Genomic DNA, 19,288 nt, shown 5'->3' on the forward strand with positions numbered 1-19,288 from the left:
GAGGGGCAGTCGATTGAGGTCGACCCGAAACCTTTCCAGAACGCACAACGCCGGTCTACGGGGCGTAATGCCTACGAATTGCGGCAATCACGCACTTGACAACAAATATCCTCCGTGAAATGCCGACAAAAATCATTGGTTATTCGGCAGGAACATGATTGAGATAATCCCATCGGACTTCTCGCGAATGGCGGCGATGGTCGCTGTGATATTCTTGGCCGGTTCTTCATATGCGTTGAGCGGTGAAGACGAATTTCCCGTGACCATCGATCATGCCTTCGGTCAGACCGTCATCGAAACCCGTCCGGAACGAGTGGCAACGGTTGCCTGGGCCAATCACGAGGTGCCTCTGGCACTTGGCGTGGTGCCGGTCGGCTTCGCGGCAGCAGGGTTTGGAGATGAGGACGGTGATGGCTTGTTGCCTTGGGTAAAGGCCAGGCTGGACGAGTTGGATGCGGATACCCCGGCCCTGTTCGACGAGGGCGACGGCATCGATTTCGAAGCAGTCGCGGCGACTCAGCCCGATGTAATTCTCGCAGCCTATTCCGGGCTGAGCCAAAGCGATTACGATACGCTCAGCATGATCGCGCCGGTCGTGGCTTATCCCGACTCGCCATGGGCGACGGATTGGCGCGAAATGATCCGCATGAATGCGGCCGGTCTTGGCATGGCCAAAGAGGGGGAGGCGCTGATCGGCAGGTTGGAGGATGAAATCTCCGACGCAGCGGGCGAGTATCCCGAACTGACCGGCAAATCGGCAATGTTCATCACCCATCTGGACACGACCGATCTGAGCGTGATCCGGTTTTATTCCGCCAACGACGCGCGCGTGAAGTTCTTCCAGGAGCTCGGGCTGTCGCTTCCACAAAGCGTCCGGGACGCAACGAAAGAAGGCCAGTTCTCGGGCGAGGTCAGCGCCGAGTTGATCGACCGCTTCGAAGATGTCGACATCTTTGTTTCTTACGGCACGCAGGAATTGCTGGACCGGCTGAAGGCCGATCCGCTGGTGGCGCGGATGCCAGCCGTTGCCGATGGCGCGGTGGTCCTGCTTGGCAACGACGCGGTGGGCACAGGCGCCAACCCCACACCGCTGTCGATTTCCTGGGTGCTTGACGAATATGTCGCGATGCTGGCGGATGCCGCGCGCAAGAGCGAATGACCGATACCGGCTACCCTTCTCTGCGGATCGCCGGACGATACCGGCTGCGGCGCGCCGCGATACTTCTGATCCTTGTGGCCGCTGTTGCGATCCTGTGCCTGATGTCAGTTGCAACCGGCACGCGGGAGGTGGGCTGGAGTGATCTTTTGGCGGCGTTGCAGGGGCATAACGACGATGTCGGGCAGGCGGCGGTCGCGATGCGCATTCCTCGCACCCTGCTGGCGGCGATGGCGGGGGCAGCGCTTGGTCTTGCCGGAGCGATCATGCAAGGCGTAACGCGCAATCCGCTTGCAGATCCGGGTATCCTCGGGGTGAATAACGGAGCAGCCATGGCCGTGGTCATCGGCATCGCATGGTTCCAGATGAGTTCCGCTGCCAGCTATGTCTTGGTCGCAATCCTTGGGGCGGGCCTCACTTCCGTCTTTGTATATGCCATCGGCTCGCTCGGGCGCGGCGGGGCAACGCCGTTGAAGCTGGCATTGGCCGGGGCGGCAACCTCGGTAGCGTTCTCGTCCCTGACCATCGCGGTGGTGTTGCCACGCAACGATATCGCGGGCGGCGTAAGATCGTGGCAGATCGGCGGCGTCGGGGGTGCAACCTTCGACCGGATCGAGATGATCCTGCCGGCGATGCTGGTGGGCTTCCTGGTCGCCATGCTTTCTGCCCGGAAACTGAACCTGCTTGCCCTGGGTGACGAGGTTGCTGCGGGGCTGGGTGAAAAGGTCGCTCTGGCGCGCGGCGTGGCGGCACTCTCCGCGGTCATGTTGTGCGGAGCGGCAACGGCGGTTTGCGGTCCCATCGGTTTCGTCGGGCTGGTCGTGCCGCATATCTGCCGTCTCCTGTTCGGTGTCGATCACCGCTGGCTGTTGCCATGCTCGGCGCTCGGAGGGGCGGCACTGCTGATCCTGGCCGATGTGACCGGCCGCCTGATCGCCCGACCGAGCGAGTTGGATGTCGGGATTGTCACCGCTTTCGTCGGCGCGCCTTTCTTTATCTGGATCGTTCGTCGGCAGCGGGTGCGTGAACTGTGACCGATTCCGTCTCGCCCCTTGAAGCTCTCGTGACGGGTCGGCTCCGCCGGATACGGCGGCTCAGGTCGGTAATCCTGAGCTTGTTGGCCGCTGTAACCGCATTCTTTGCGCTGACCCTCATGCTGGGGCAAAGTTTCACTCCACCGGGCGATGTCCTCCAGGTCCTTCTGGGGCAGGATGTGCCCGGCGCAAGCTTCACCGTCGGGCAATTGCGGTTGCCGCGTGCGGTCATCTCGGTATTGGCGGGGATCTCCTTTGGATTGGGGGGTGTCGCCTTCCAGATCCTGCTGCGCAATCCCCTGGCCAGCCCCGACATCATCGGCGTCAGTGCCGGGGCCAGCGCAGCGGCGGTATTCGGGATCGTGTTCCTGTCACTCGACGGAGCCGCGGTTTCCGGGCTGGCCATCATCGCGGGACTGGGAGTGGCGCTGCTGATCTATGTCCTGTCCTTCAAGGGAGGCGTGTCCGGATCGAGGCTAATCCTTATCGGCATCGGCGTGTCGGCCATGATCGACAGTTTCATCGCCTATGCACTGGCACGCGCGCCCTCGTGGGATCTGCAAGAGGCCATGCGCTGGCTGAGCGGCAGTGTGAACGGCGCAAGACTGGAACAGGCGGCACCGCTGTTGATCTCGTTGCTGGTATTCGGCGGGTTGTTGCTCGGCCGCCGCCGCGACCTGGAGGCGCTGCGGATGGGCGATGATCTGGCCGCGGCACTGGGCGTGCGGGTTGGCCTTACGCGGTTGCTGGTGATCTTCAGTGCGGTCGGAATGATCGCGGTTGCGACCGCAACCACCGGTCCTATAGCATTTGTCGCGTTTCTGTCAGGGCCGATTGCCGCACGGATCGTCGGACCGAATGGCTCGATCCTGCTCCCTTCGGCGCTGGTCGGGGCGTCGCTGGTTCTGATCGGCGATTACATGGGCCAGTTCGTCCTTTCCAGCCGTTACCCCGTTGGTGTCGTGACGGGGGCATTGGGCGCGCCGTTCCTGATCTATCTCATCATTCGTGCGAACCGGACAGGAAGCTCGCTATGACCGTCGATCACCAGTTGCTTATCCGGGAACTTTCGGCAGGCTATGGCGACAGGCCGATCCTCGAGGGGCTGGATCTGGAGCTGATATCGGGCCGGATCACCGCTATCGTGGGCGCCAATGCCTGCGGAAAATCGACCCTGCTGCGGGTCATGTCGCGGCTTCTTTCTCCTTCTCAGGGCAGTGTGACGCTGGACGGCAAATCCATTCACCGCATGCCGACCCGCGACCTGGCGCGGATCATGGGCCTGCTGCCCCAGTCACCGATCGCTCCCGAGGGGATCACCGTCGCCGATCTTGTCAGCCGTGGTCGGCATCCCCATCACGGCCTGATCTCGCGCTGGAGCCGACAGGACGACGAGGCCGTGGCAGCTGCGCTGGAAGCCACGAAAATCACCGGGCTTGCCGATCGCACCGTGGACGAGCTGTCCGGCGGTCAAAGGCAGCGCGTCTGGATCGCGATGACGCTGGCCCAGCAAACCGACCTGCTCTTGCTTGACGAGCCGACGACCTTCCTGGACGTCGCGCATCAGGTCGAGCTTCTGGACCTGCTCTGCGATCTGAACGCACAGCGTGGCACAACCATCGCGATGGTCCTGCACGATCTTAATCTTGCTGCGCGCTATGCCGATCATCTGGTCGCAATGTCCGGGGGAAAGCTGCATGCGCAGGGCAGTCCGGCGACAGTACTGACCGAGGAGAATATCCGCCAGGTTTTCGGACTTGTCAGCCGGGTCACTATCGACCCGGTATCGGGCAGACCGATGATGCTTCCCATCGGGCGGCACAGGGTCTCGGCTTCTACGGCTGCCGAATAGTCGAGCGATACTGTCGCCTTTGTGCAACTTTAATCGCGTCCAAGCGTCGCGCCCGATGGCGGAGGTTGCATCCCGGAAACGTGATCGCTACTGCGGAACAAAATCCGATTAAAATAATAAGGTTTCGCTCATGGCTCCTCACGCTGCCGCCGGCAAAATTCGGCCTCGACTCCGCACCCTCCTGACCTGTTTCACCGCGCTGTCCACGGTGCCCTTCTGTGCCGCCGCACAAGATGCTTTGGCACAGAGCAGCGGCACGCGTATTTCGCCGGTCTTCCGACTTCCCGAGATCACGCTGGAGGCAACGGGTGTCGGGGGTGATGACGACGCGAATTCCATCGTCGCGCATGAATTGTGGGTCGGCGGCAAGGTTGCGACCAGCCTTCTGGATACCCCGGCCTCCGTTTCGGTGATCACGCAAAAGGAAATCGAACGCCGTGACGCGCAGACCGTGGAAGACGTGCTGCAATATTCCGCTGGCACCATCAGCGACTTCTACGGCACCGACGACCGCAACGATTATTTTCAGATCCGCGGTTTTCAGGCATCGACCTATCGCGACGGAATTACCCTGGGCTCGATGCGCGGCATCCGTGAAGAGCCGCTGGCCTATGAGCGGGTCGAGGTCATTCGCGGCGCCAACTCTACACTGTTCGGCATCGCAGATCCGGGTGGTTCGATCAATTTCGTGACCAAGCGCCCCCGCGCCGAGCGGTTCTCGGAGGTCTTTGCCACGGCCGGTTCCCATAACCGCAAGGAGGTCGGCTTCGATTTCGGCGATACGCTTACGCCGGGCTCCACCCTGTCCTATCGCTTTACCGGCAAGCTCCAGGACAGCGAACGGGAATACGATCATTCGCAGGACGACGAGAAGTTCCTGATGGGCGGCCTGACCTGGCAGCCGAGCGACGCCACCTCACTGAGCCTTGTCGCCGATTACCTGGAGCGCGAGGCGACACCGAACAGCGGCGGCTATCCGCGCCACGGCGACTATGACCGGGACCTGTTCCTGGGCGAACCGGATTTCAACTATCTGAATGTCGAGCGCAAATCAGTCAGCCTGATCGCCGAGCATGATTTCGGCGGCGGCCTGACTTTCCGTTCCAACCTGCGCTACAGCCGGACGGCGGACGATTACGGCTATGTCTATATAAGTGGAGACGACGGTGAGTTCCCCGTTCCGCGCGATTATATCGCCTCGGACAGCGAGGCCGACGAGATCACCGGCGATGCGATCCTGCAATATGACCGTAGCTTCGGGCAGGTCGACAGCAGCACCCTGGTGGGGATCGAATACCGCGACGTGTCCTCGGAACAGTCGTCCTACTTTGCCGGGGCAGCCCCGATAGATCCGCGCAACCCGGTTCATACCGGAGCCCCGGAAAGTCTCAGCCAATATCGGAATCTTCAGCGCGACAGCACAACGAAGGCCGTTTTCCTGCAACAGAACCTGTCCTTTAACGACAGGATCATCGCGACGCTAGGTGCCCGGCATGATTGGCTGGATATCCGTGAAAACGACCGGCTCAACGAGGTGATCTCCGAGGATGAATTCTCGGAAACCTCCATCCGCGGCGCCCTGACCTACAAGGTGACGGATGAGATTTCGACTTATGTGAGCTATGCCGAATCCGTGGCTCCTCCCTTGCTTGGAGTCGAGCCCGAGCGCGGCGAGCAATACGAAATCGGCGTCAAATACGAACCCGCCGGCACCAACGCGCTGATCAGTGCAGCGATCTACGATCTCAGCAAGACCAACATCACTGTCGTTGATCTTGATACGAACGAACGTTCGCTGGTCGGCAAAGTCCGCGTCCGTGGCTTGGATATCGAGGCCAAGGCGGAAATCCGGGATAATATCAGCCTGACGGCATCCTATTCATATGCGAGTTCCAAAGTGGTGCGTTCGAATCCGGTGCGCCGCATCGATGACGCCGGAAACCCCATACAAATCGATGTCGTCGGCAACGAGATGGAGACGGTTCCCAATCACATGGCCTCGCTCTGGCTGGACTATACGCTGCTAGGCGCGGGCAATCGCGGCGACATGACATTCGGCCTGGGCGCGCGTTACGTCGGCTCCTATTATTTTGCCACGACCAACGATACCGGCAAGAGCGACGCGACCATTCTTCTGGACGCCGCTTATAGCTACGACCTGTCGCAAGACACCGAATTGTCGGTCAACATCCACAATCTGCTGGACGAACAGCATGTGGTCGGCCGTGGTTCTGCGGATTATTACAATCCCGGCAGGTCGGTTTCGGCGACACTGCGGCATCGCTGGTAAGCGGGGCCCGCTTCGGCAGACGAAGCCGTCTGCCGAAGTCACATCACGACTCCGGATGGTAGGTCAATTGATTGAGCGATGTTGTCGATGATCAGCCGCAGCGCTTCGGCTGCCCTTCAGGATAGCCGGCAATAAACCTCCCAGAGAGGCAGTTCGCTTGAAGGCTACCAACAAACCCCTCCGTAACCCACAACGCCGCTCTACGGCGCGTAATGCCGGCGAAAACGGATCGTGTGATCGCCTTCTGTGGTCGTCAGGTTTGCGAACACCTCCAACCTGGCCGGCACGAAGCATAAGGTCTCGCCGCGATAGACGTGGATGATGGTTTCCGGGTGATGACCTTCGGCAAGCAACTGGCGGCAATAGTCAAGAAGCGACGGCTCGACCAGCAAATCAATCCTGATCGTCGGCTTCCCAACGGTGGTGGCGTTGATAATGGCGGGTATGGGTCTCGGGTGATTCAATTACGAACTCCTTGGCTGTGCAAGGGAAGGATTTCCGTGTTGCCATGTCCATTTAGCTTCCAACCTGAAGTGTGACGTATGGAATGCGGATTATTTGCCACTGCCGATGCGGTGCAGTATTGCGGCTACGGCAACACCAATATTCCAAGCGCAATGCCTCGGTCTGCGGCACTTTCGAAGGAATTCGGAAATGTCGCCAAGGTCCGTAATCAGGCGAATTTATGTTTCCTTTTTGTTCTTGTTCGCTATGATCCATGCATAAGCCGTCGTGGAGGTAGTCATGGTGGATCAGTGGGAAAAGTTTGAGCGCTTTAAATCCCTTCATGCCCAGAGTCAGGCATTTGTGATTCCGAATCCCTGGGACGCCGGATCAGCACGCCTGTTGGCGAGTCTGGGATTTGAGGCTCTCGCCACGACGAGCGCCGGGTTTGCGTTCTCGAAGGGCAAGCTCGATTCCTCTGGCTGCCTTGAACGGCGTGAAATCCTGGATAATGCAGCCGAGATTGTTGCTGCCACGGATCTACCGGTTTCGGCTGATCTGGAGGATGGCTTTGGTGCAGCGCCGGATATCTGTGCAGAAACAATCCGCCAGGCGTGCGAGGTCGGGCTGGTCGGCGGCTCAATCGAGGACGCGACGGGAGACCCCTTGAAACCCATCTATGATTTCTCCCACGCGGTTGAGCGCGTTCACGCTGCCGCCGAGGCAGCTGCTGGCTTGCCTTTTCTTTTGACGGCAAGGTCAGAAAACTTCCTCTGGGACAATCCTGATCTGGATGACACCATCAGGCGGCTTCGGGCGTTCTCTGATGCCGGGGCTCATGTCCTCTATGCACCGGGATTGCCCGATATCGATACGATCCGCACTGTCTGCACTGCCCTGGACAAGCCGGTGAACGTGGTCATGGGTTTGCGCGGGCCAAATTATTCCGTTGCCGAACTGTCGGATGCCGGCGTGCGTAGGGTAAGTGTCGGCGGCTCCTTCGCACGCGCGGCTCTTGGCGCGCTGATGCGAGCGGCTGAAGAAGTGAGAAACGTCGGCACTTTTGGTTATGCTGCAGATGCGCTTCCGGCGAAGATCATCAAGAATCTGATGACTTGGAAAAGCGTGACCAACGTGAGTGAATAAACCTGGTCCCGGTTGATACCGCCGATCAGAAACTCTGCCAAATTGCAGGCGGATGCACGGCTGCCCGCTTAGCATTCTGGGCAACGCCCACAGACTCGATTTCCGGGGCGCTGAGCGGGGGCAAGCTTTCGCCGGTGCATCAGACTTAACAATTGCTTACACGGGCTGTATGAGTCGCTGCGCGCATCCACGGGCATGCATACGCATCGCCGTGCGGCTTCAGCAATAACGTTCCACGAAAGCCATCTGTTGATCGCTATACCGGTCGCCATGGGCAAACCCGGCAGGAAGGATACGCTCGATCTCCGCGATATCCGTAGCGTCAAGATCCGCAACTTGCCAATCCCGCAGATGGTCCGCCGTCCGTGTGCCGGGGATCGGGATGATGTGTTCTCCCTGCGCCAGAACCCATGCCAGCGCCGCGCCCGGAACCGTCCAGCCCCGCTCGGCGCAAAGATCGCGGAAAGGCGCAATGACGGCGAGGTTCGCGGAGAAGTTCGGCTCGATGAAACGCGGGTTGGTATCCCGAAAGTCGATACCTTCGCGGAAATCCCGTTTCAGCGGCTCGCGCCCGAACATTCCCCGTGCCAGGGGAGAAAAGGCGACGAAGGCGGCGCCGAGCTCACGACATGTCTGGATCAGGCCAAGCTGAGGTAACCGCGTCCAGAGGGAAAACTCGCTCTGAACCGCGGTTACCGGATACTCGGCATGGGCGCGGCGCAAGGTCGATGGCGCGACCTCGGACAGACCATAGCCGCCGATCTTTCCCTCCTGCACCAGCTTCGACATCGTTCCGGCCAGATCCTCGATCGGGATCTCGGGTTGGCGGCGGTGGATGTAATAAAGCTCGACATGTTCGCGCTTGAGCCTGCGAAGCGATTCTTCAAGGCATTGGCGGATATAGGGCTCGTCATTGCGCACCGCGCGTGGCGGCCCATTGATGATGCCGCATTTCGTGGCGAGGTGCAGATCCCGGCGCCCCCATTTGCCGATGATCTGTTCCGACACGCCCAAGCCGTAGACATTTGCCGTGTCGAAATGACTGATGCCGGCGTCTGCCGCAGCATCAAGGCAGGATAGCGAGATCGCCTCATCTGTCGCACCAAACATCCCGCCAAAGCTCATCGCGCCAAAGCCGATGGTGCCGACATTGCGGTTGCCGATCAGTCTTTGTTTCATTCATGCCTCTCATGCCGCGATGCGGCATCGAAGCGCGGCGTATCCAGGCAGTCAAGCGAAAGCAGCCAATTTGCCACCGGCCGGCCGGCTCTCTGTTGCCTGCCGAGACCGCAGCGCATTGCTGTCCAACACTCCCATACGACTACACGCAGGCACTTCGACAAACAGCAGCACCGCCTCGCAAACAGCCCGAATCTTGGTCATTTCCCCGAATCTGTCGCTTAGCACTTGGGCTATTCGTGTAATGCCGCGCTGCAAAGACGCGATTGGCTTCATTGGACTTGCGCAGTGACGGACGGATGTAACGCTAATGTGTGCCGCAAGCCAGTATATCGGCACAAGGGTCAACAGGAACCGCGACGAGTTTGAACTGTAGGCTGCCTTGCCGATCCTGGCAGTAGGGCTGAGCAGGCGCGACAACCAGGCCAGAGCCGAAGGGAAGCAACGATGAACAAGATGATCATTAACGAACTGACCCGCGACGACCTGACAGCACTAATCCTGCGTGCCAAGAAGCATGCGGGATTGAGCTGGGCCGAGATTGCCGAGAGGATCGGCATGTCGCCGGTCTGGACCCATTCCGCCGCGACCGGCATGAATGCCTTTCCCGAGGACAAGGCCCGCGCCTTCGCCGAATTGCTGGGCCTGCCCGACAGCACCGTAGATCTGTTGGTCGAAAGCCCGCTCAAGCATTGGGACCAGACGGTGCCGACCGATCCCTGCATCTATCGCCTTTACGAGATCGTCGGGGTCTATGGCCCCACGATCAAGGCGATGATCAACGAGGAATTCGGCAATGGCATCATGTCGGCCATCGATTTCTCGATGCAGGTCGAGCGCGAGCCGAACGCAAAAGGCGACCGCGTCAAGGTCACCATGTCCGGCAAATATCTGGAATACGCGAACTGGTAGTGCCCGGCCTTTAGGGACGCCCAACAGGAAGGAAATACCATGTCTTACGTCACCCCGCCCGATTTCGCCCGGAAGATGATCGATGCCGGCGAGTCCAAGGTCTTCATGTCCACTAGGGATACCTTGATCCGCGCCTATATGGCCGGCGCAATCCTTGCGCTCGCGGCGGCTTTCGCCGTGACGGTCACCGTCAATACCGGAGAGCCGCTGATCGGGGCGTTGCTGTTCCCGGTCGGGTTCTGCATGCTGTATCTGCTGGGCTTCGATTTGCTGACCGGCGTGTTCACGCTGGTTCCGCTGGCGCTGCTGGACAAGCGCAGCGGGGTCACCATGAAGGGACTCTGGCGGAACTGGGGGCTGGTCTTCTGCGGCAACTTCGCGGGTGCCTTCACGGTCGCGGTCTTCATGGCGATCATCGTCACCTTCGGCTTTTCCGAGGCCCCGAACGCGGTCGGCGAGAAGATCGGCCATATCGGCGAGGGGCGCACGCTTGGCTATGCCGCCCATGGTGCTGCAGGTATGCTGACGCTGTTCGTGCGGGCGGTGATGTGCAACTGGATGGTTTCGACCGGCGTAGTCGCGGCAATGATGTCAACCAGCGTCTCGGGCAAGATCATGGCCATGTGGATGCCGATCCTGGTGTTCTTTTACATGGGGTTCGAGCATTCCATAGTGAACATGTTCCTGTTTCCGGCGGGGATCCTGCTGGGCGGACAATTCACCTGGCTGGATTACCTGTTCTGGAACGAGATCCCGACAGTGCTGGGCAACCTGGTCGGCGGGCTGACCTTTGTCGGCGCGATGATCTACGCGACGCATTACAAGACCTCTTCCCCCCGGACTCGTGATGCCGGCCTGCACCATGATGACAATGCTGCTACGGTGCCTGCCGAATAAACGCATGTCAGGTTTCGCACGCTCGGCACTCGGTTCACTCCAAGGAAAACCCGCAAAGCTGGTATGATCGGGACGGGCATAGAGCCATGAGGCGGGTCTGCCGGAGGCCCATTACAACTTGTCACCTCCGCTTTCTGGTTCGGTCGCCGTTCTGTGTAACTGCATATTTTTTCTGCATGACCCGTTCGGACTTGGCTTGGCAGCGCCCTGCTAGTTCTGGCCTTGGACGTAATATTAACGCGGTCATGGCGTAACAATTCGTCAAGCTGATCATGGAAAAGAATGGCATCGGCGTAACAAAACCGCATGTTGGAGAACCGCCAGAAATCTCGCCCAGAAGAGGTGTAGTATTACCGGCAACATTCGGAAACGGATCCACAAATTACAAGGCACCTTGCCGCCCAAAAGGCCATCAAATGTCACGCAAAACTGACGAGAACCGCGCTCATGAAAATTTTCTCGCGGTCAGTGCCCGATAGCAGGACAGCGATCCTCCACCCCCCGACATTGACTGGTGCGCCAGCACCATGCCAATCTCTGAAAGTTCAGCTGCAATACCTGACGCGTCGAAGCCCCCTACCCTCCAACGATCTCGCTGATCTGCACGATGGGCGCGATATCTGTATAGTTGGCGACGTCCGCGCGGATCTCCGCGCGATGGGGCCCTAACGCCTCCTGGAATATCTCCAGGGTCGGCGAGTAGACGTGGCAAGCCGCGACGAATTCCGGCGTGCTTCCAGGTTCGCCACCCGCAACACCCTTCTCGATCTCGTAGCGCAGGCAGGCATCACCGAGCCGTTCCTGGATCATTGGCATGTGGCGGGTGCGGTAGTAGTCGTGATCGAACCTGGAGCCGCCATCGGCCGGATAGTAGACGCTCATCTTGATCATGGCCGGACTCCTGCCTGAACGCTCCAAAGAACCAGGAGAGGTCCGGAGAAATGGGAACGTTTCTTCATTCAAACCATCTGTTCTGCATATGCGTAGTGAAGGCGAAAATTTCTGTCGCTCGAGAACGCTAACCCTAACCTTCCACAAAGCAAACCTAGTGCCACGGCATATGCGAGAGGGGCGGCGAAATCCCGCAACATGGGAACAATGACAGAACCAAGATCAATGAATCGTTTCTGCATTGGAACCGAATGACGCCTTCGACGGCACACCCCAACGAATACAGGCCAGTGGTTTGGACAGACCGGGCGCGACGATGTAACACTCCAACACACACGCCCAGATTTGGAGCGAGTTAGCAGTGATATCCTTTGGCTCCGAGTTTTGGCTCATTAATGGCCCCGTGGTAACCGGCGCAACGGGGTTCACGTTTCCAACGCGTATGGCTGTGGTTCGACTGCCGGGGGAAGGCGGATTATGGATTTGGTCTCCGGTAGCTTTGACCCAGGATGTTCGAGCCGCCGTCGATGCCCTTGGTCCCGTGCGCCATCTGATTGCCCCCAATAGCCTACACCACATGTTTCTCGCCGATTGGGCCGCTGCCTACCCTGATGCAAGGGTTCATGCCACAACCGGTCTGACACAGCAGATCGCAGGGACAGCGATACATTCGACCATGAACAATGAACCGGACCCGGCCTGGGCCGGGGTGATCGATCAGGTGGTCGTATCAGGAAACCGAATCACGACGGAAGTGGTGTTCTCCACCGGGCGTCGGCCACAGTGCTGGTGACGGATCTCGTGCAGCAGATCCCGCGAGACTGGTATCGCGGCTGGAGGGCCGTAGTCGCCCGGCTCGACCTGATGACCGCCCCCATACCGTCTGTGCTCCGAAAATTCCGTTTGGCAACCACGGACAGAGTCGCAGCGCGGGGTGTCATCGGGCGCGTTCTGGAATGGCCTGCCGAGCGCCTCGTGATGGCGCACGGCAAGCCACTACAGTCAGGCGGAAAAAAGGCACTATCGCAGGCTTTCGAGTGGTTGATGCGGTAGACCATGCCATCATGTGTCATGGAAAAGTTAGCCTGTTTTCCCAGGCTATAGCCCGATGATCCGGAATCCCGCCAAGACCATGAGGATTCCAATCACAACGATTGGCCAGATGGACATCTGCACGCCCACCCCGATAGCCAGCCCACCAAGCGCAAACAAGGCATAGCCAAACCCGGCCTCGATGAGAATGCGCATGCCTGCGGCAAGCCGTTTCAAGATAGCGGTCACGATCTCTCCCTTACCGGGCCGGGTTCAGTATCCTGCGGTCAATGCTGCCCTCTCGGGAATTGCCATGCAATCTTCTTGCGTTGATCGGCGCGATGCACCCAACCTTCGCAGTGTCGGTTCCGGGCGGCAATGTGCTATTCTCGGCTCACATTGTCGAGGAGAGACCGGAATGTCCGAACAGGTGACGATCTGGACCTATGATTGGGTTCCCGAGGGACCCCGGGGTTTCGTGCGCGACATGCGGCTGAGATGGGCGTGCGAGGAAGGCGGGCTTGCCTACTCCGTGCGAACAGTCCCCTTCAAGGACCGGGGGCCTGATCATTTGGCGCGTCAACCCTTTGGCCAGGTTCCATTCCTGAGCGATGGCGAAGTTGAAATATTCGAGAGCGGCGCGGGGCTGCTGCATCTCGCCCGGAAAAGCGAAAAACTCATGCCACGCGACCCTGTAGGAGAAGCTCAGACGTTGCAATGGGCGATCGCCGCGCTCAACTCGATCGAGATGGTTTCGGTCCCCTGGTGGTTTCTGGAAGTGACTGGCGCCGAAGAGAATAATCTGGCCGGCTGGCTGGAAAGCCGCCTCAACCACATGGAGAACGTCCTGAAGGAGCGGAAATGGTTGGCCGCCGACCGCTTTACTGTCGCAGACCTGTTGATGGCCGATGTTCTGCGGGTGGCAAGGGTTCGTTCGTTCGGGGATCGGCCGGCGACGGAGTCCTATGTGGCGCGGATCACGGAACGCCCCGCGTTCAAGAAGGCTCATGCCGGCCAAATGGCGCATTTCGCAAAGGCCGATTGAGGTTACTCATCACGCACGAGAACTGAAGTGGCAGCATGCAAACGAATGCGGAAACGGACCAGCGTAGCGAAGACAGCCATTCTGAGACCTCTCTGTCCGTATCAGTGTCATCCAGGTTGGGCCCCAATCGCATATGGGCGTTGACCGATCGGAGCCCTCACCGAACCTTGGAGTAGACGATGCAATCCCGAGGTTGACCCGAGATATTCGGATGCTGAGCATAACGGCGCAGGATGCCTTCGCGCGTCATTCCCGCTTTCTCCATGACGCGGGCAGATGCAAGGTTATCCACGTCGCAGAACGCTTCCGCCCTGAATACGTTGGGGTGCGATAAGGCATGGCCTACTAACCAGCGCATAACCTCCGAAGCGCACCCCTTACCCCAAGCTGAAGCTCGCAAGACATAACCATAGTTCACGCGATGTCCATTGAGCCGAGAATGGAACATGCCCATCAGATCACCGGGTTGTTGACGTTGGAATGCGACGACTGGAAATCCTTTATCCTGATCCCATTCGGATACTGCGAGTTTAAGGAAGGCTGCCGTATCAACCACATTCGCGTGCGGCTTCCATCTGAGAAACCGGGTAACCGTCGCGTCAGTCGCGTAGCTATGGAAAATTGTTTCCGCGTCATCCATTCTCACACGCCTGAGAATATAATGACGGGTCCCGAACTCATTGGGAAGGCGATAAGGTTCATTCATATGGATACCTTACCCGGTTGGCACAGCCCCACAACAGCCTGGATGTCCGCAACGCCCCGCATTGCCATCGGCCAAGCACGTGTTGCGTGGACAATATAGGAAACGAGCCCAAAGCCGCGGTTGCCTTGCACGGACGGCTAATTTAGCATGCTGTTATGTTTCAACGCGCCAATATTCGCCCGGCACAGGATGCGGATGTTAATCAGATCAGTGACCTGGTGCAGCGCACCATCCGTATAAGTAACGGAAGGGATTATTCTGCTGCAGTCATTGAGCGTGTGGCGAACAACTTTACGACTGGGATGGTTCACGAGTTCCTCCGGCAGAGGGCCGTTTTGGTAGCCCATGATGCTGAAAAAATCGTGGGCACGGCAGGTCTTCAGGGCGACGTGGTGCGAACAGTTTTCGTGCTTCCTGAAATGCAAGGGTTGGGCATCGGGCGCCAGCTCATGGACGCCATCGAAACCTTAGCAAATCGTGAAGGCGTGCCTATACTTCGTGTTCCCGCATCATTGACGGCCAGATCGTTTTACGCTCGCCTCGGATACGTTGAGATCAACGAAGTCCTCCACGGCGAAGAACGCACCATAGTCATGGAGAAGGTCCTCGGCTAGCTTGCGGACAGCGTCTGCTGCGTTGCCGTCCAGGCAGATACGATGTTGCGAATGGAAAAAATGACAGGTTGGAGACCTTAGCGGTCTCCTCTGCCTTCTGGTTCTTCCTTGGTCGTGCAATCCATGTTACTCGAATGTCTCGTCGTCAGGCTTCGTTTCCCATTCACACTCTGAAGCTGCACCAATGTAGTGCCAACGTCGGTAGAAAAGCTAGCATCGATGGTGGAAAACTGGCCTAGGCTGTGTGGAAACTTTTGCGGCCAGACCCGCGCGCGACGTTATCGGTTCAGAGGGAGTGTTTCGCTTGATCGGTCGTCTCCCGCCCGCCTGCGGGCCACGGAGAGGGTGCTGGATGCCTTCCCGCAGCGTTTTCTGCCTGTTCAGCCGGGAATAGCCGCCATCAGCCTGCGGATGCCGATAAGGGCGACCATGCGCTTGATGTTATAGGCCAACACGTTCAACGCCATTTCGGTCCTGACGCCTCGAAGGCGGCGCGTCAGGAAATGGGTGACCCCCATCCAGGCTTTGATCGTTCCGAAGGGATGCTCGACCGTACTTCGGCGCAGGGTCATGGGATCGGCGTCGCTGCGCAGGCGGTCGCGCATCTCGTCCACCAGATGCTCGTATTCCCAGCGGGTGATGCGGCGCTCCTTGCCCGTGGTGCAGCGCGACTGCACAGGGCAGTGCTGGCATTCATTGGTCCAGTATCGCCGGACCTTGAGCCCGTCTTCCTCGCGCGTGTAGCGATAGGTCAGCTCATCCCCTGTCGGGCAGATATAGACGTCGCGCGCGGCGTCATATTTGAAGTCGGCCTTCACATACATGCCCTTGCTGAGGTTCCCGGATGTTTCCGGGCGTGGCAGGGTCGCAGTGATACCAGCATCGTGGCAGGCGACGATCTCGGCGCCGCTGAAATAGCCCTTGTCGGCGAGGGCGTGCAGATCATCACGCCCAAGCGCCTCCTTGGCTGCAATCGCCATCGGGCTGAGCTGGTCCCGGTCGAACCCTTTGTTCGTGACGTCATGGGTGACGATGATGTGGGTTTCGGTATCCAGGCACATTGCGCATTGTAGCCCACCATGCCGCTGTTGCGCGCGCTGGTGGCCATGGCGCGGGCATCCGGGTCGGTCAGGGATATCTGGCCATCAGGGGCATCGGCCAGCGCCGTGTCCATCGCCTTGAGTTTCCCGATCTCCTGCTTCAGGCGCCCGTATCGCTGCGCCAGATGCGCAACCCTCTCGGTCCGCGCTTCGCCTTCTTCCTGCCGGTCGATGCGGACCATCTCGGTGATGTAGCGTTCGACGTCCGCTTCCAGATGCGCGAGGCGGCTGGCGATCTTGCCCTTGGTGAAGTTCTTGTCGCGGTTGTTAACCGCCTTGAATTTGCTGCCATCGATGGCCACGCAATCCCCCTTCAGCGTGCCGATACGGCGGCACAGCTCGACAAATTGCGCGCAGGTCTTGCGGATGGCCGCACTGTTCTCACGTCGGAAATCCGCGATGGTCTTGTGATCCGGCACCAGCCTGCTGGTCAGCCACATCACCTCGACATTGCGCCCCGCCTCGCGCTCCAGCCTTCGACTGGAGGGGATACGGTTGAGATAGCCGTAGATGAACAGCTTGAGCAGAACCGCAGGGTGATATCCGGGCCGCCCCGTGCGTGCAGGTGCTGAACGGGCGAACCCAAGGCCGGGCAGATCGAGTTCATCCACGAAGAGATCGACGACGCGCACGAGGTTGTCCTCGTCGATCCAGTCCTCCAGGCGATCCGGAAAAAGCGTGATCTGACCGCGATCAACCCCTTCAATGAAACCTGACATAAATGCACCCCCTGTATCATAGAAAACATACCACATCTTGGGGTTTCCACACAGCCTCGGCCGACAGCGGACATTCAAGCGGTGGCAACGAAAGTCCGTTTCGTCCCGCAACGCGAACCTACCTCTTCGAGATACTACGGCTTTTCCGGCCCCTGCGTAGATTGCCATGTATCACATAAATTAGATGACCTGTTATTACGAGTTGAGCAATCTTTCCATGAGGAGCGATATCCTCCCAACCCGTTAGGATGACATAAGTCGAGCCGGCAGAAAGCAGCAGAATTTCACCCCAGGCGATCGCCCGAGATACTGGGTGCTCTGCCCGCCGAAGCCAATCGATTCCTGAACCGATGGCTCCGAGCGTTCTTACAACAATATTCTCATCAGCCATCAAGTCCGCCAGAGCCAGTTCGCTGCTGCAGTGATGGTATCAAGAAGGGGAACGTCCGCAAAGTCCGCAGATCGACACGCAGAGTCCAGACCGGCCACTCATGTGCTGCGGATATAATGAAGCGCCTTCGCTTATGCAGAAGAACACCACGATCCCCGGTGACCTTCTACCTCCCTTCGTTTTTCGCGTGGGCGCTTCCGCATTTCGGCCATTCACCAGTGTCGCGACAACCTGTGCTTCTAGCAATACACCGCTGCGGACGGTGTTGAACGACGCCTGAGGGCTGCGAGGCGGTCCTGTGTCGCGCGTTCGCTGCGGGGGCGTTCAGGCATGGGCGGCCTCCGGTTCACATGTCTCTACTACTGAAACAGGCAGGCGCACCCGGCCGGTCAGCAGCGCCTGCATCATGGCTTGCTTGATGTCTCGGGTCTTTGCGAGCCTTGCCTCAAGGGCAGCAATTTCGGCTTCCATGTCCGACAGAACGCGGGCGATGACTCTCTGCTCGTCAGGCTCGGGAAGCGCGATCTCTGCGCTCGCGATGTGCTTACGATTTGTGGCGTAGACCTTCGTGCCTGCCGCCAGCCTACGAAGATGGGCGATGAACGCTGGGACGAACTGCAGGTACCCCTTGAAGCCATCGGCGAGCACCTGCTTGTCGAAGCGGGCCGCAATCGTGTGTTGCCCGGCTACGGCCTCGATACCGCTGGCGCCCTCGATCTCCAGTGATTTCCCCACGCCAAGGAGATCTTCGGAAGCGTCGACAAACACGACATCACCATCCTCGAGACGGGTCAGACGAGCAGCGGCGGCCGCCGAGAGGCGCGGCATTATCGCTTTGTTCACATCGAGACGGATCGATGACGAAACGTGGATGTCGCCGTAGTGGAGATAGCAAACCGGATCATTGACGGTGAGCTGTGCGCGCGAATGCACGCCGTTGCGTAGGAAGGAGACATGGTCGCCTAACCGCTTTACCTGCCAGGGATCCGTGAAGCCCGGCATTCGGGTCTCGCCGATGAGCAAGCGCTGCATCGCGCCAGTCCGCAGATCACGCTTCTTGGTAATGAGTCGGCGGATCGCCGCCATCCCCACCGCCGCGCTCGATCCGCCCCACAGTGCGGCGTCTCCCACGGTCCCCGCGCTTATCGGGTCCGGGTCCCCATCGGTCGTGCCTCGGCTATGCCGTGTCCGGCGGCAGGGTCGAGGTCATCTCGGCGATCGCCTGGAACTCGTCGAGGAATTCCGGACGGTGCTGCATCAGATAACGGACGACCCGCGCGTTCCCGAGCAGCTTCCCGAGGTAGCTCTTGATGACGGTCAGTTGCAGGTGATCCTGGCCGTAGGTCTCCTGGATCGAGGTGATCGACTCCTGCAGACGCGCGAGTTCGTTCTCCATCCGGGCCATCGCCTCCGGAGTGATGCCCTTGATGTGCTTAGGCTTCGAGCCTTCCGCGAGCTGCGTCTGTGGTGTGCCAGCCAGGATCGCCGAAGCATAGGCGACCGAGTAATTGTTAGCGTTGACCAGCAACTCGGCAGCCTCGATCTGGCGCAATGGTCTCATTTTCCGAAGGATCTCGAACACGGCCATCGGACAGGGCTTGTCCTTGAGGATGGCGACCGTCTCCTCGCTGATCCCGTCGAGCATGCGGACCTTGCGCCGAACGCTCTGGGGGTTGATATCCAGCGCCTTGGCGATCTTCTCTTCCGGGACACCGCGCTCGATGGCACGCAGAATCATCTTGTGCTCCTGGACCGGCGACAACCGGCTGATCCGCTTGTTGTAGGTGAAGGCCTCGTCGTCGGTGGAGATAAGACACTCGACCTTCTCGATGCCGAGGTCCTTGTTCGAGCCTTTGCTGCCATCGCGCAAGACCTCACCG

The 19,288-nt window shown here is 59.4% G+C and carries 18 protein-coding genes and 1 pseudogene; 11 read left to right on the top strand and 8 right to left on the bottom strand.

What is annotated here, in order from left to right:
* The first annotated feature begins 196 nt into the window (after window positions 1-196).
* The 5 genes from C9E81_RS14755 (at window position 197) to C9E81_RS14775 (ending at window position 6,332) form a co-directional block, all read left to right on the top strand.
* The gene (locus C9E81_RS14755; protein WP_243698676.1) at window positions 197-1,159 is read left to right on the top strand and encodes an iron-siderophore ABC transporter substrate-binding protein; all 963 of its coding nucleotides are present in this window, start codon (window positions 197-199) and stop codon (window positions 1,157-1,159) included.
* Window positions 1,156-2,190 (top strand): FecCD family ABC transporter permease, encoded by a 1,035-nt coding sequence (locus tag C9E81_RS14760; protein WP_122113116.1) that lies wholly within the window; start codon window positions 1,156-1,158, stop codon window positions 2,188-2,190. Before C9E81_RS14755 ends, C9E81_RS14760 begins: the two co-directional genes overlap by 4 nt.
* A complete protein-coding gene (locus C9E81_RS14765) occupies window positions 2,187-3,227 on the top strand; it encodes a FecCD family ABC transporter permease (RefSeq protein ID WP_122113117.1) in 1,041 nt (346 codons plus the stop codon). The genes C9E81_RS14760 and C9E81_RS14765 overlap by 4 nt, the downstream gene beginning before the upstream one ends.
* Entirely contained in the window at window positions 3,224-4,042 is an 819-nt protein-coding gene (locus C9E81_RS14770) for an ABC transporter ATP-binding protein (RefSeq protein WP_122113118.1), read from the top strand. The genes C9E81_RS14765 and C9E81_RS14770 overlap by 4 nt, the downstream gene beginning before the upstream one ends.
* Before the next feature lie 130 nt (window positions 4,043-4,172).
* Window positions 4,173-6,332 carry a TonB-dependent siderophore receptor gene (locus C9E81_RS14775; protein WP_122113119.1) on the top strand — a complete coding sequence of 720 codons (2,160 nt, stop codon included), beginning with the start codon at window positions 4,173-4,175 and terminating at the stop codon, window positions 6,330-6,332.
* Between the two features lie 200 nt (window positions 6,333-6,532).
* Here the strand turns inward: C9E81_RS14775 and C9E81_RS14780 are convergent, their stop codons facing one another.
* The gene (locus C9E81_RS14780; RefSeq protein ID WP_122113120.1) at window positions 6,533-6,796 is read right to left on the bottom strand and encodes a hypothetical protein; all 264 of its coding nucleotides are present in this window, start codon (window positions 6,794-6,796) and stop codon (window positions 6,533-6,535) included.
* A 280-nt stretch (window positions 6,797-7,076) separates the two neighbouring features.
* Between C9E81_RS14780 and C9E81_RS14785 the strand changes: the two genes are divergently transcribed.
* Complete coding sequence (locus tag C9E81_RS14785) at window positions 7,077-7,922, top strand: isocitrate lyase/PEP mutase family protein (RefSeq protein WP_208021184.1); 846 nt, start codon at window positions 7,077-7,079, stop codon at window positions 7,920-7,922.
* Between the two features lie 219 nt (window positions 7,923-8,141).
* On the opposite strand, the gene C9E81_RS14790 is transcribed toward C9E81_RS14785, so the two are convergent.
* Window positions 8,142-9,101 (bottom strand): aldo/keto reductase, encoded by a 960-nt coding sequence (locus tag C9E81_RS14790; RefSeq protein ID WP_122113121.1) that lies wholly within the window; start codon window positions 9,099-9,101, stop codon window positions 8,142-8,144.
* A 447-nt stretch (window positions 9,102-9,548) separates the two neighbouring features.
* On the opposite strand from C9E81_RS14790, the gene cynS reads away from it, so the two are divergent.
* Together cynS and C9E81_RS14800 are read left to right on the top strand one after the other, a co-directional pair.
* Complete coding sequence (cynS, locus tag C9E81_RS14795) at window positions 9,549-10,013, top strand: cyanase (RefSeq protein ID WP_122113122.1); 465 nt, start codon at window positions 9,549-9,551, stop codon at window positions 10,011-10,013.
* Between the two features lie 39 nt (window positions 10,014-10,052).
* Window positions 10,053-10,910: a formate/nitrite transporter family protein gene (locus tag C9E81_RS14800; protein ID WP_122113123.1), complete on the top strand. Its 858-nt coding sequence runs from the start codon at window positions 10,053-10,055 to the stop codon at window positions 10,908-10,910.
* A 576-nt stretch (window positions 10,911-11,486) separates the two neighbouring features.
* Here C9E81_RS14800 and C9E81_RS14805 read toward each other — a convergent pair.
* Window positions 11,487-11,801: an EthD family reductase gene (locus C9E81_RS14805; RefSeq protein ID WP_122113124.1), complete on the bottom strand. Its 315-nt coding sequence runs from the start codon at window positions 11,799-11,801 to the stop codon at window positions 11,487-11,489.
* A gap of 442 nt (window positions 11,802-12,243) precedes the next feature.
* Here C9E81_RS14805 and C9E81_RS23330 point away from each other — a divergent pair, with 442 nt between their 5' ends.
* Window positions 12,244-12,594 carry a DUF4336 domain-containing protein gene (locus C9E81_RS23330; protein WP_243698677.1) on the top strand — a complete coding sequence of 117 codons (351 nt, stop codon included), beginning with the start codon at window positions 12,244-12,246 and terminating at the stop codon, window positions 12,592-12,594.
* Between the two features lie 305 nt (window positions 12,595-12,899).
* On the opposite strand, the gene C9E81_RS22930 is transcribed toward C9E81_RS23330, so the two are convergent.
* Window positions 12,900-13,082 (bottom strand): hypothetical protein, encoded by a 183-nt coding sequence (locus tag C9E81_RS22930; protein WP_122113125.1) that lies wholly within the window; start codon window positions 13,080-13,082, stop codon window positions 12,900-12,902.
* Between the two features lie 181 nt (window positions 13,083-13,263).
* Here C9E81_RS22930 and C9E81_RS14820 point away from each other — a divergent pair, with 181 nt between their 5' ends.
* The gene (locus C9E81_RS14820) at window positions 13,264-13,878 is read left to right on the top strand and encodes a glutathione S-transferase family protein (protein ID WP_243698667.1); all 615 of its coding nucleotides are present in this window, start codon (window positions 13,264-13,266) and stop codon (window positions 13,876-13,878) included.
* Window positions 13,879-14,035: 157 nt separating this feature from the next.
* Here the strand turns inward: C9E81_RS14820 and C9E81_RS14825 are convergent, their stop codons facing one another.
* Window positions 14,036-14,584, bottom strand: a complete 549-nt coding sequence (locus C9E81_RS14825; protein WP_122113127.1) for a GNAT family N-acetyltransferase — start codon at window positions 14,582-14,584, stop codon at window positions 14,036-14,038.
* 155 nt (window positions 14,585-14,739) lie between these two features.
* Here C9E81_RS14825 and C9E81_RS14830 point away from each other — a divergent pair, with 155 nt between their 5' ends.
* Window positions 14,740-15,198 (top strand): GNAT family N-acetyltransferase, encoded by a 459-nt coding sequence (locus C9E81_RS14830; protein ID WP_122113128.1) that lies wholly within the window; start codon window positions 14,740-14,742, stop codon window positions 15,196-15,198.
* Window positions 15,199-15,578: 380 nt separating this feature from the next.
* On the opposite strand, the pseudogene C9E81_RS14835 reads toward C9E81_RS14830, so the two are convergent.
* The 3 genes and pseudogenes from C9E81_RS14835 to C9E81_RS14845 all read right to left on the bottom strand — a co-directional run bounded on the left by C9E81_RS14835 (window position 15,579) and on the right by C9E81_RS14845 (window position 19,278).
* Window positions 15,579-17,017: pseudogene (locus C9E81_RS14835) on the bottom strand (IS1182 family transposase).
* A gap of 715 nt (window positions 17,018-17,732) precedes the next feature.
* Window positions 17,733-18,494 carry a restriction endonuclease subunit S domain-containing protein gene (locus C9E81_RS14840; RefSeq protein ID WP_122113129.1) on the bottom strand — a complete coding sequence of 254 codons (762 nt, stop codon included), beginning with the start codon at window positions 18,492-18,494 and terminating at the stop codon, window positions 17,733-17,735.
* 91 nt (window positions 18,495-18,585) lie between these two features.
* The gene (locus C9E81_RS14845; protein WP_243698669.1) at window positions 18,586-19,278 is read right to left on the bottom strand and encodes a plasmid partitioning protein RepB C-terminal domain-containing protein; all 693 of its coding nucleotides are present in this window, start codon (window positions 19,276-19,278) and stop codon (window positions 18,586-18,588) included.
* Window positions 19,279-19,288: the final 10 nt, after the last annotated feature.

This window comes from Paracoccus alkanivorans (genome assembly GCF_003697785.1).
In the GTDB taxonomy this organism is placed as follows: Bacteria; Pseudomonadota; Alphaproteobacteria; order Rhodobacterales; family Rhodobacteraceae; genus Paracoccus; species Paracoccus alkanivorans.

Bases quoted from the DNA above. Each gene is read 5' to 3' on its own strand.
- C9E81_RS14755 (WP_243698676.1), top strand. From the start codon at position 197: ATGGTCGCTGTGATATTCTTGGCCGGTTCTTCATATGCGTTGAGCGGT.
- C9E81_RS14760 (WP_122113116.1), top strand. From the start codon at position 1,156: ATGACCGATACCGGCTACCCTTCTCTGCGGATCGCCGGACGATACCGG.
- C9E81_RS14770 (WP_122113118.1), top strand. From the start codon at position 3,224: ATGACCGTCGATCACCAGTTGCTTATCCGGGAACTTTCGGCAGGCTAT.
- C9E81_RS14775 (WP_122113119.1), top strand. From the start codon at position 4,173: ATGGCTCCTCACGCTGCCGCCGGCAAAATTCGGCCTCGACTCCGCACC.
- C9E81_RS14785 (WP_208021184.1), top strand. From the start codon at position 7,077: ATGGTGGATCAGTGGGAAAAGTTTGAGCGCTTTAAATCCCTTCATGCC.
- C9E81_RS14790 (WP_122113121.1), bottom strand. From the start codon at position 9,101: ATGAAACAAAGACTGATCGGCAACCGCAATGTCGGCACCATCGGCTTT.
- cynS (WP_122113122.1), top strand. From the start codon at position 9,549: ATGAACAAGATGATCATTAACGAACTGACCCGCGACGACCTGACAGCA.
- C9E81_RS14800 (WP_122113123.1), top strand. From the start codon at position 10,053: ATGTCTTACGTCACCCCGCCCGATTTCGCCCGGAAGATGATCGATGCC.
- C9E81_RS14805 (WP_122113124.1), bottom strand. From the start codon at position 11,801: ATGATCAAGATGAGCGTCTACTATCCGGCCGATGGCGGCTCCAGGTTC.
- C9E81_RS23330 (WP_243698677.1), top strand. From the start codon at position 12,244: ATGGCTGTGGTTCGACTGCCGGGGGAAGGCGGATTATGGATTTGGTCT.
- C9E81_RS14825 (WP_122113127.1), bottom strand. From the start codon at position 14,584: ATGAATGAACCTTATCGCCTTCCCAATGAGTTCGGGACCCGTCATTAT.
- C9E81_RS14830 (WP_122113128.1), top strand. From the start codon at position 14,740: ATGTTTCAACGCGCCAATATTCGCCCGGCACAGGATGCGGATGTTAAT.
- C9E81_RS14840 (WP_122113129.1), bottom strand. From the start codon at position 18,494: ATGGCGGCGATCCGCCGACTCATTACCAAGAAGCGTGATCTGCGGACT.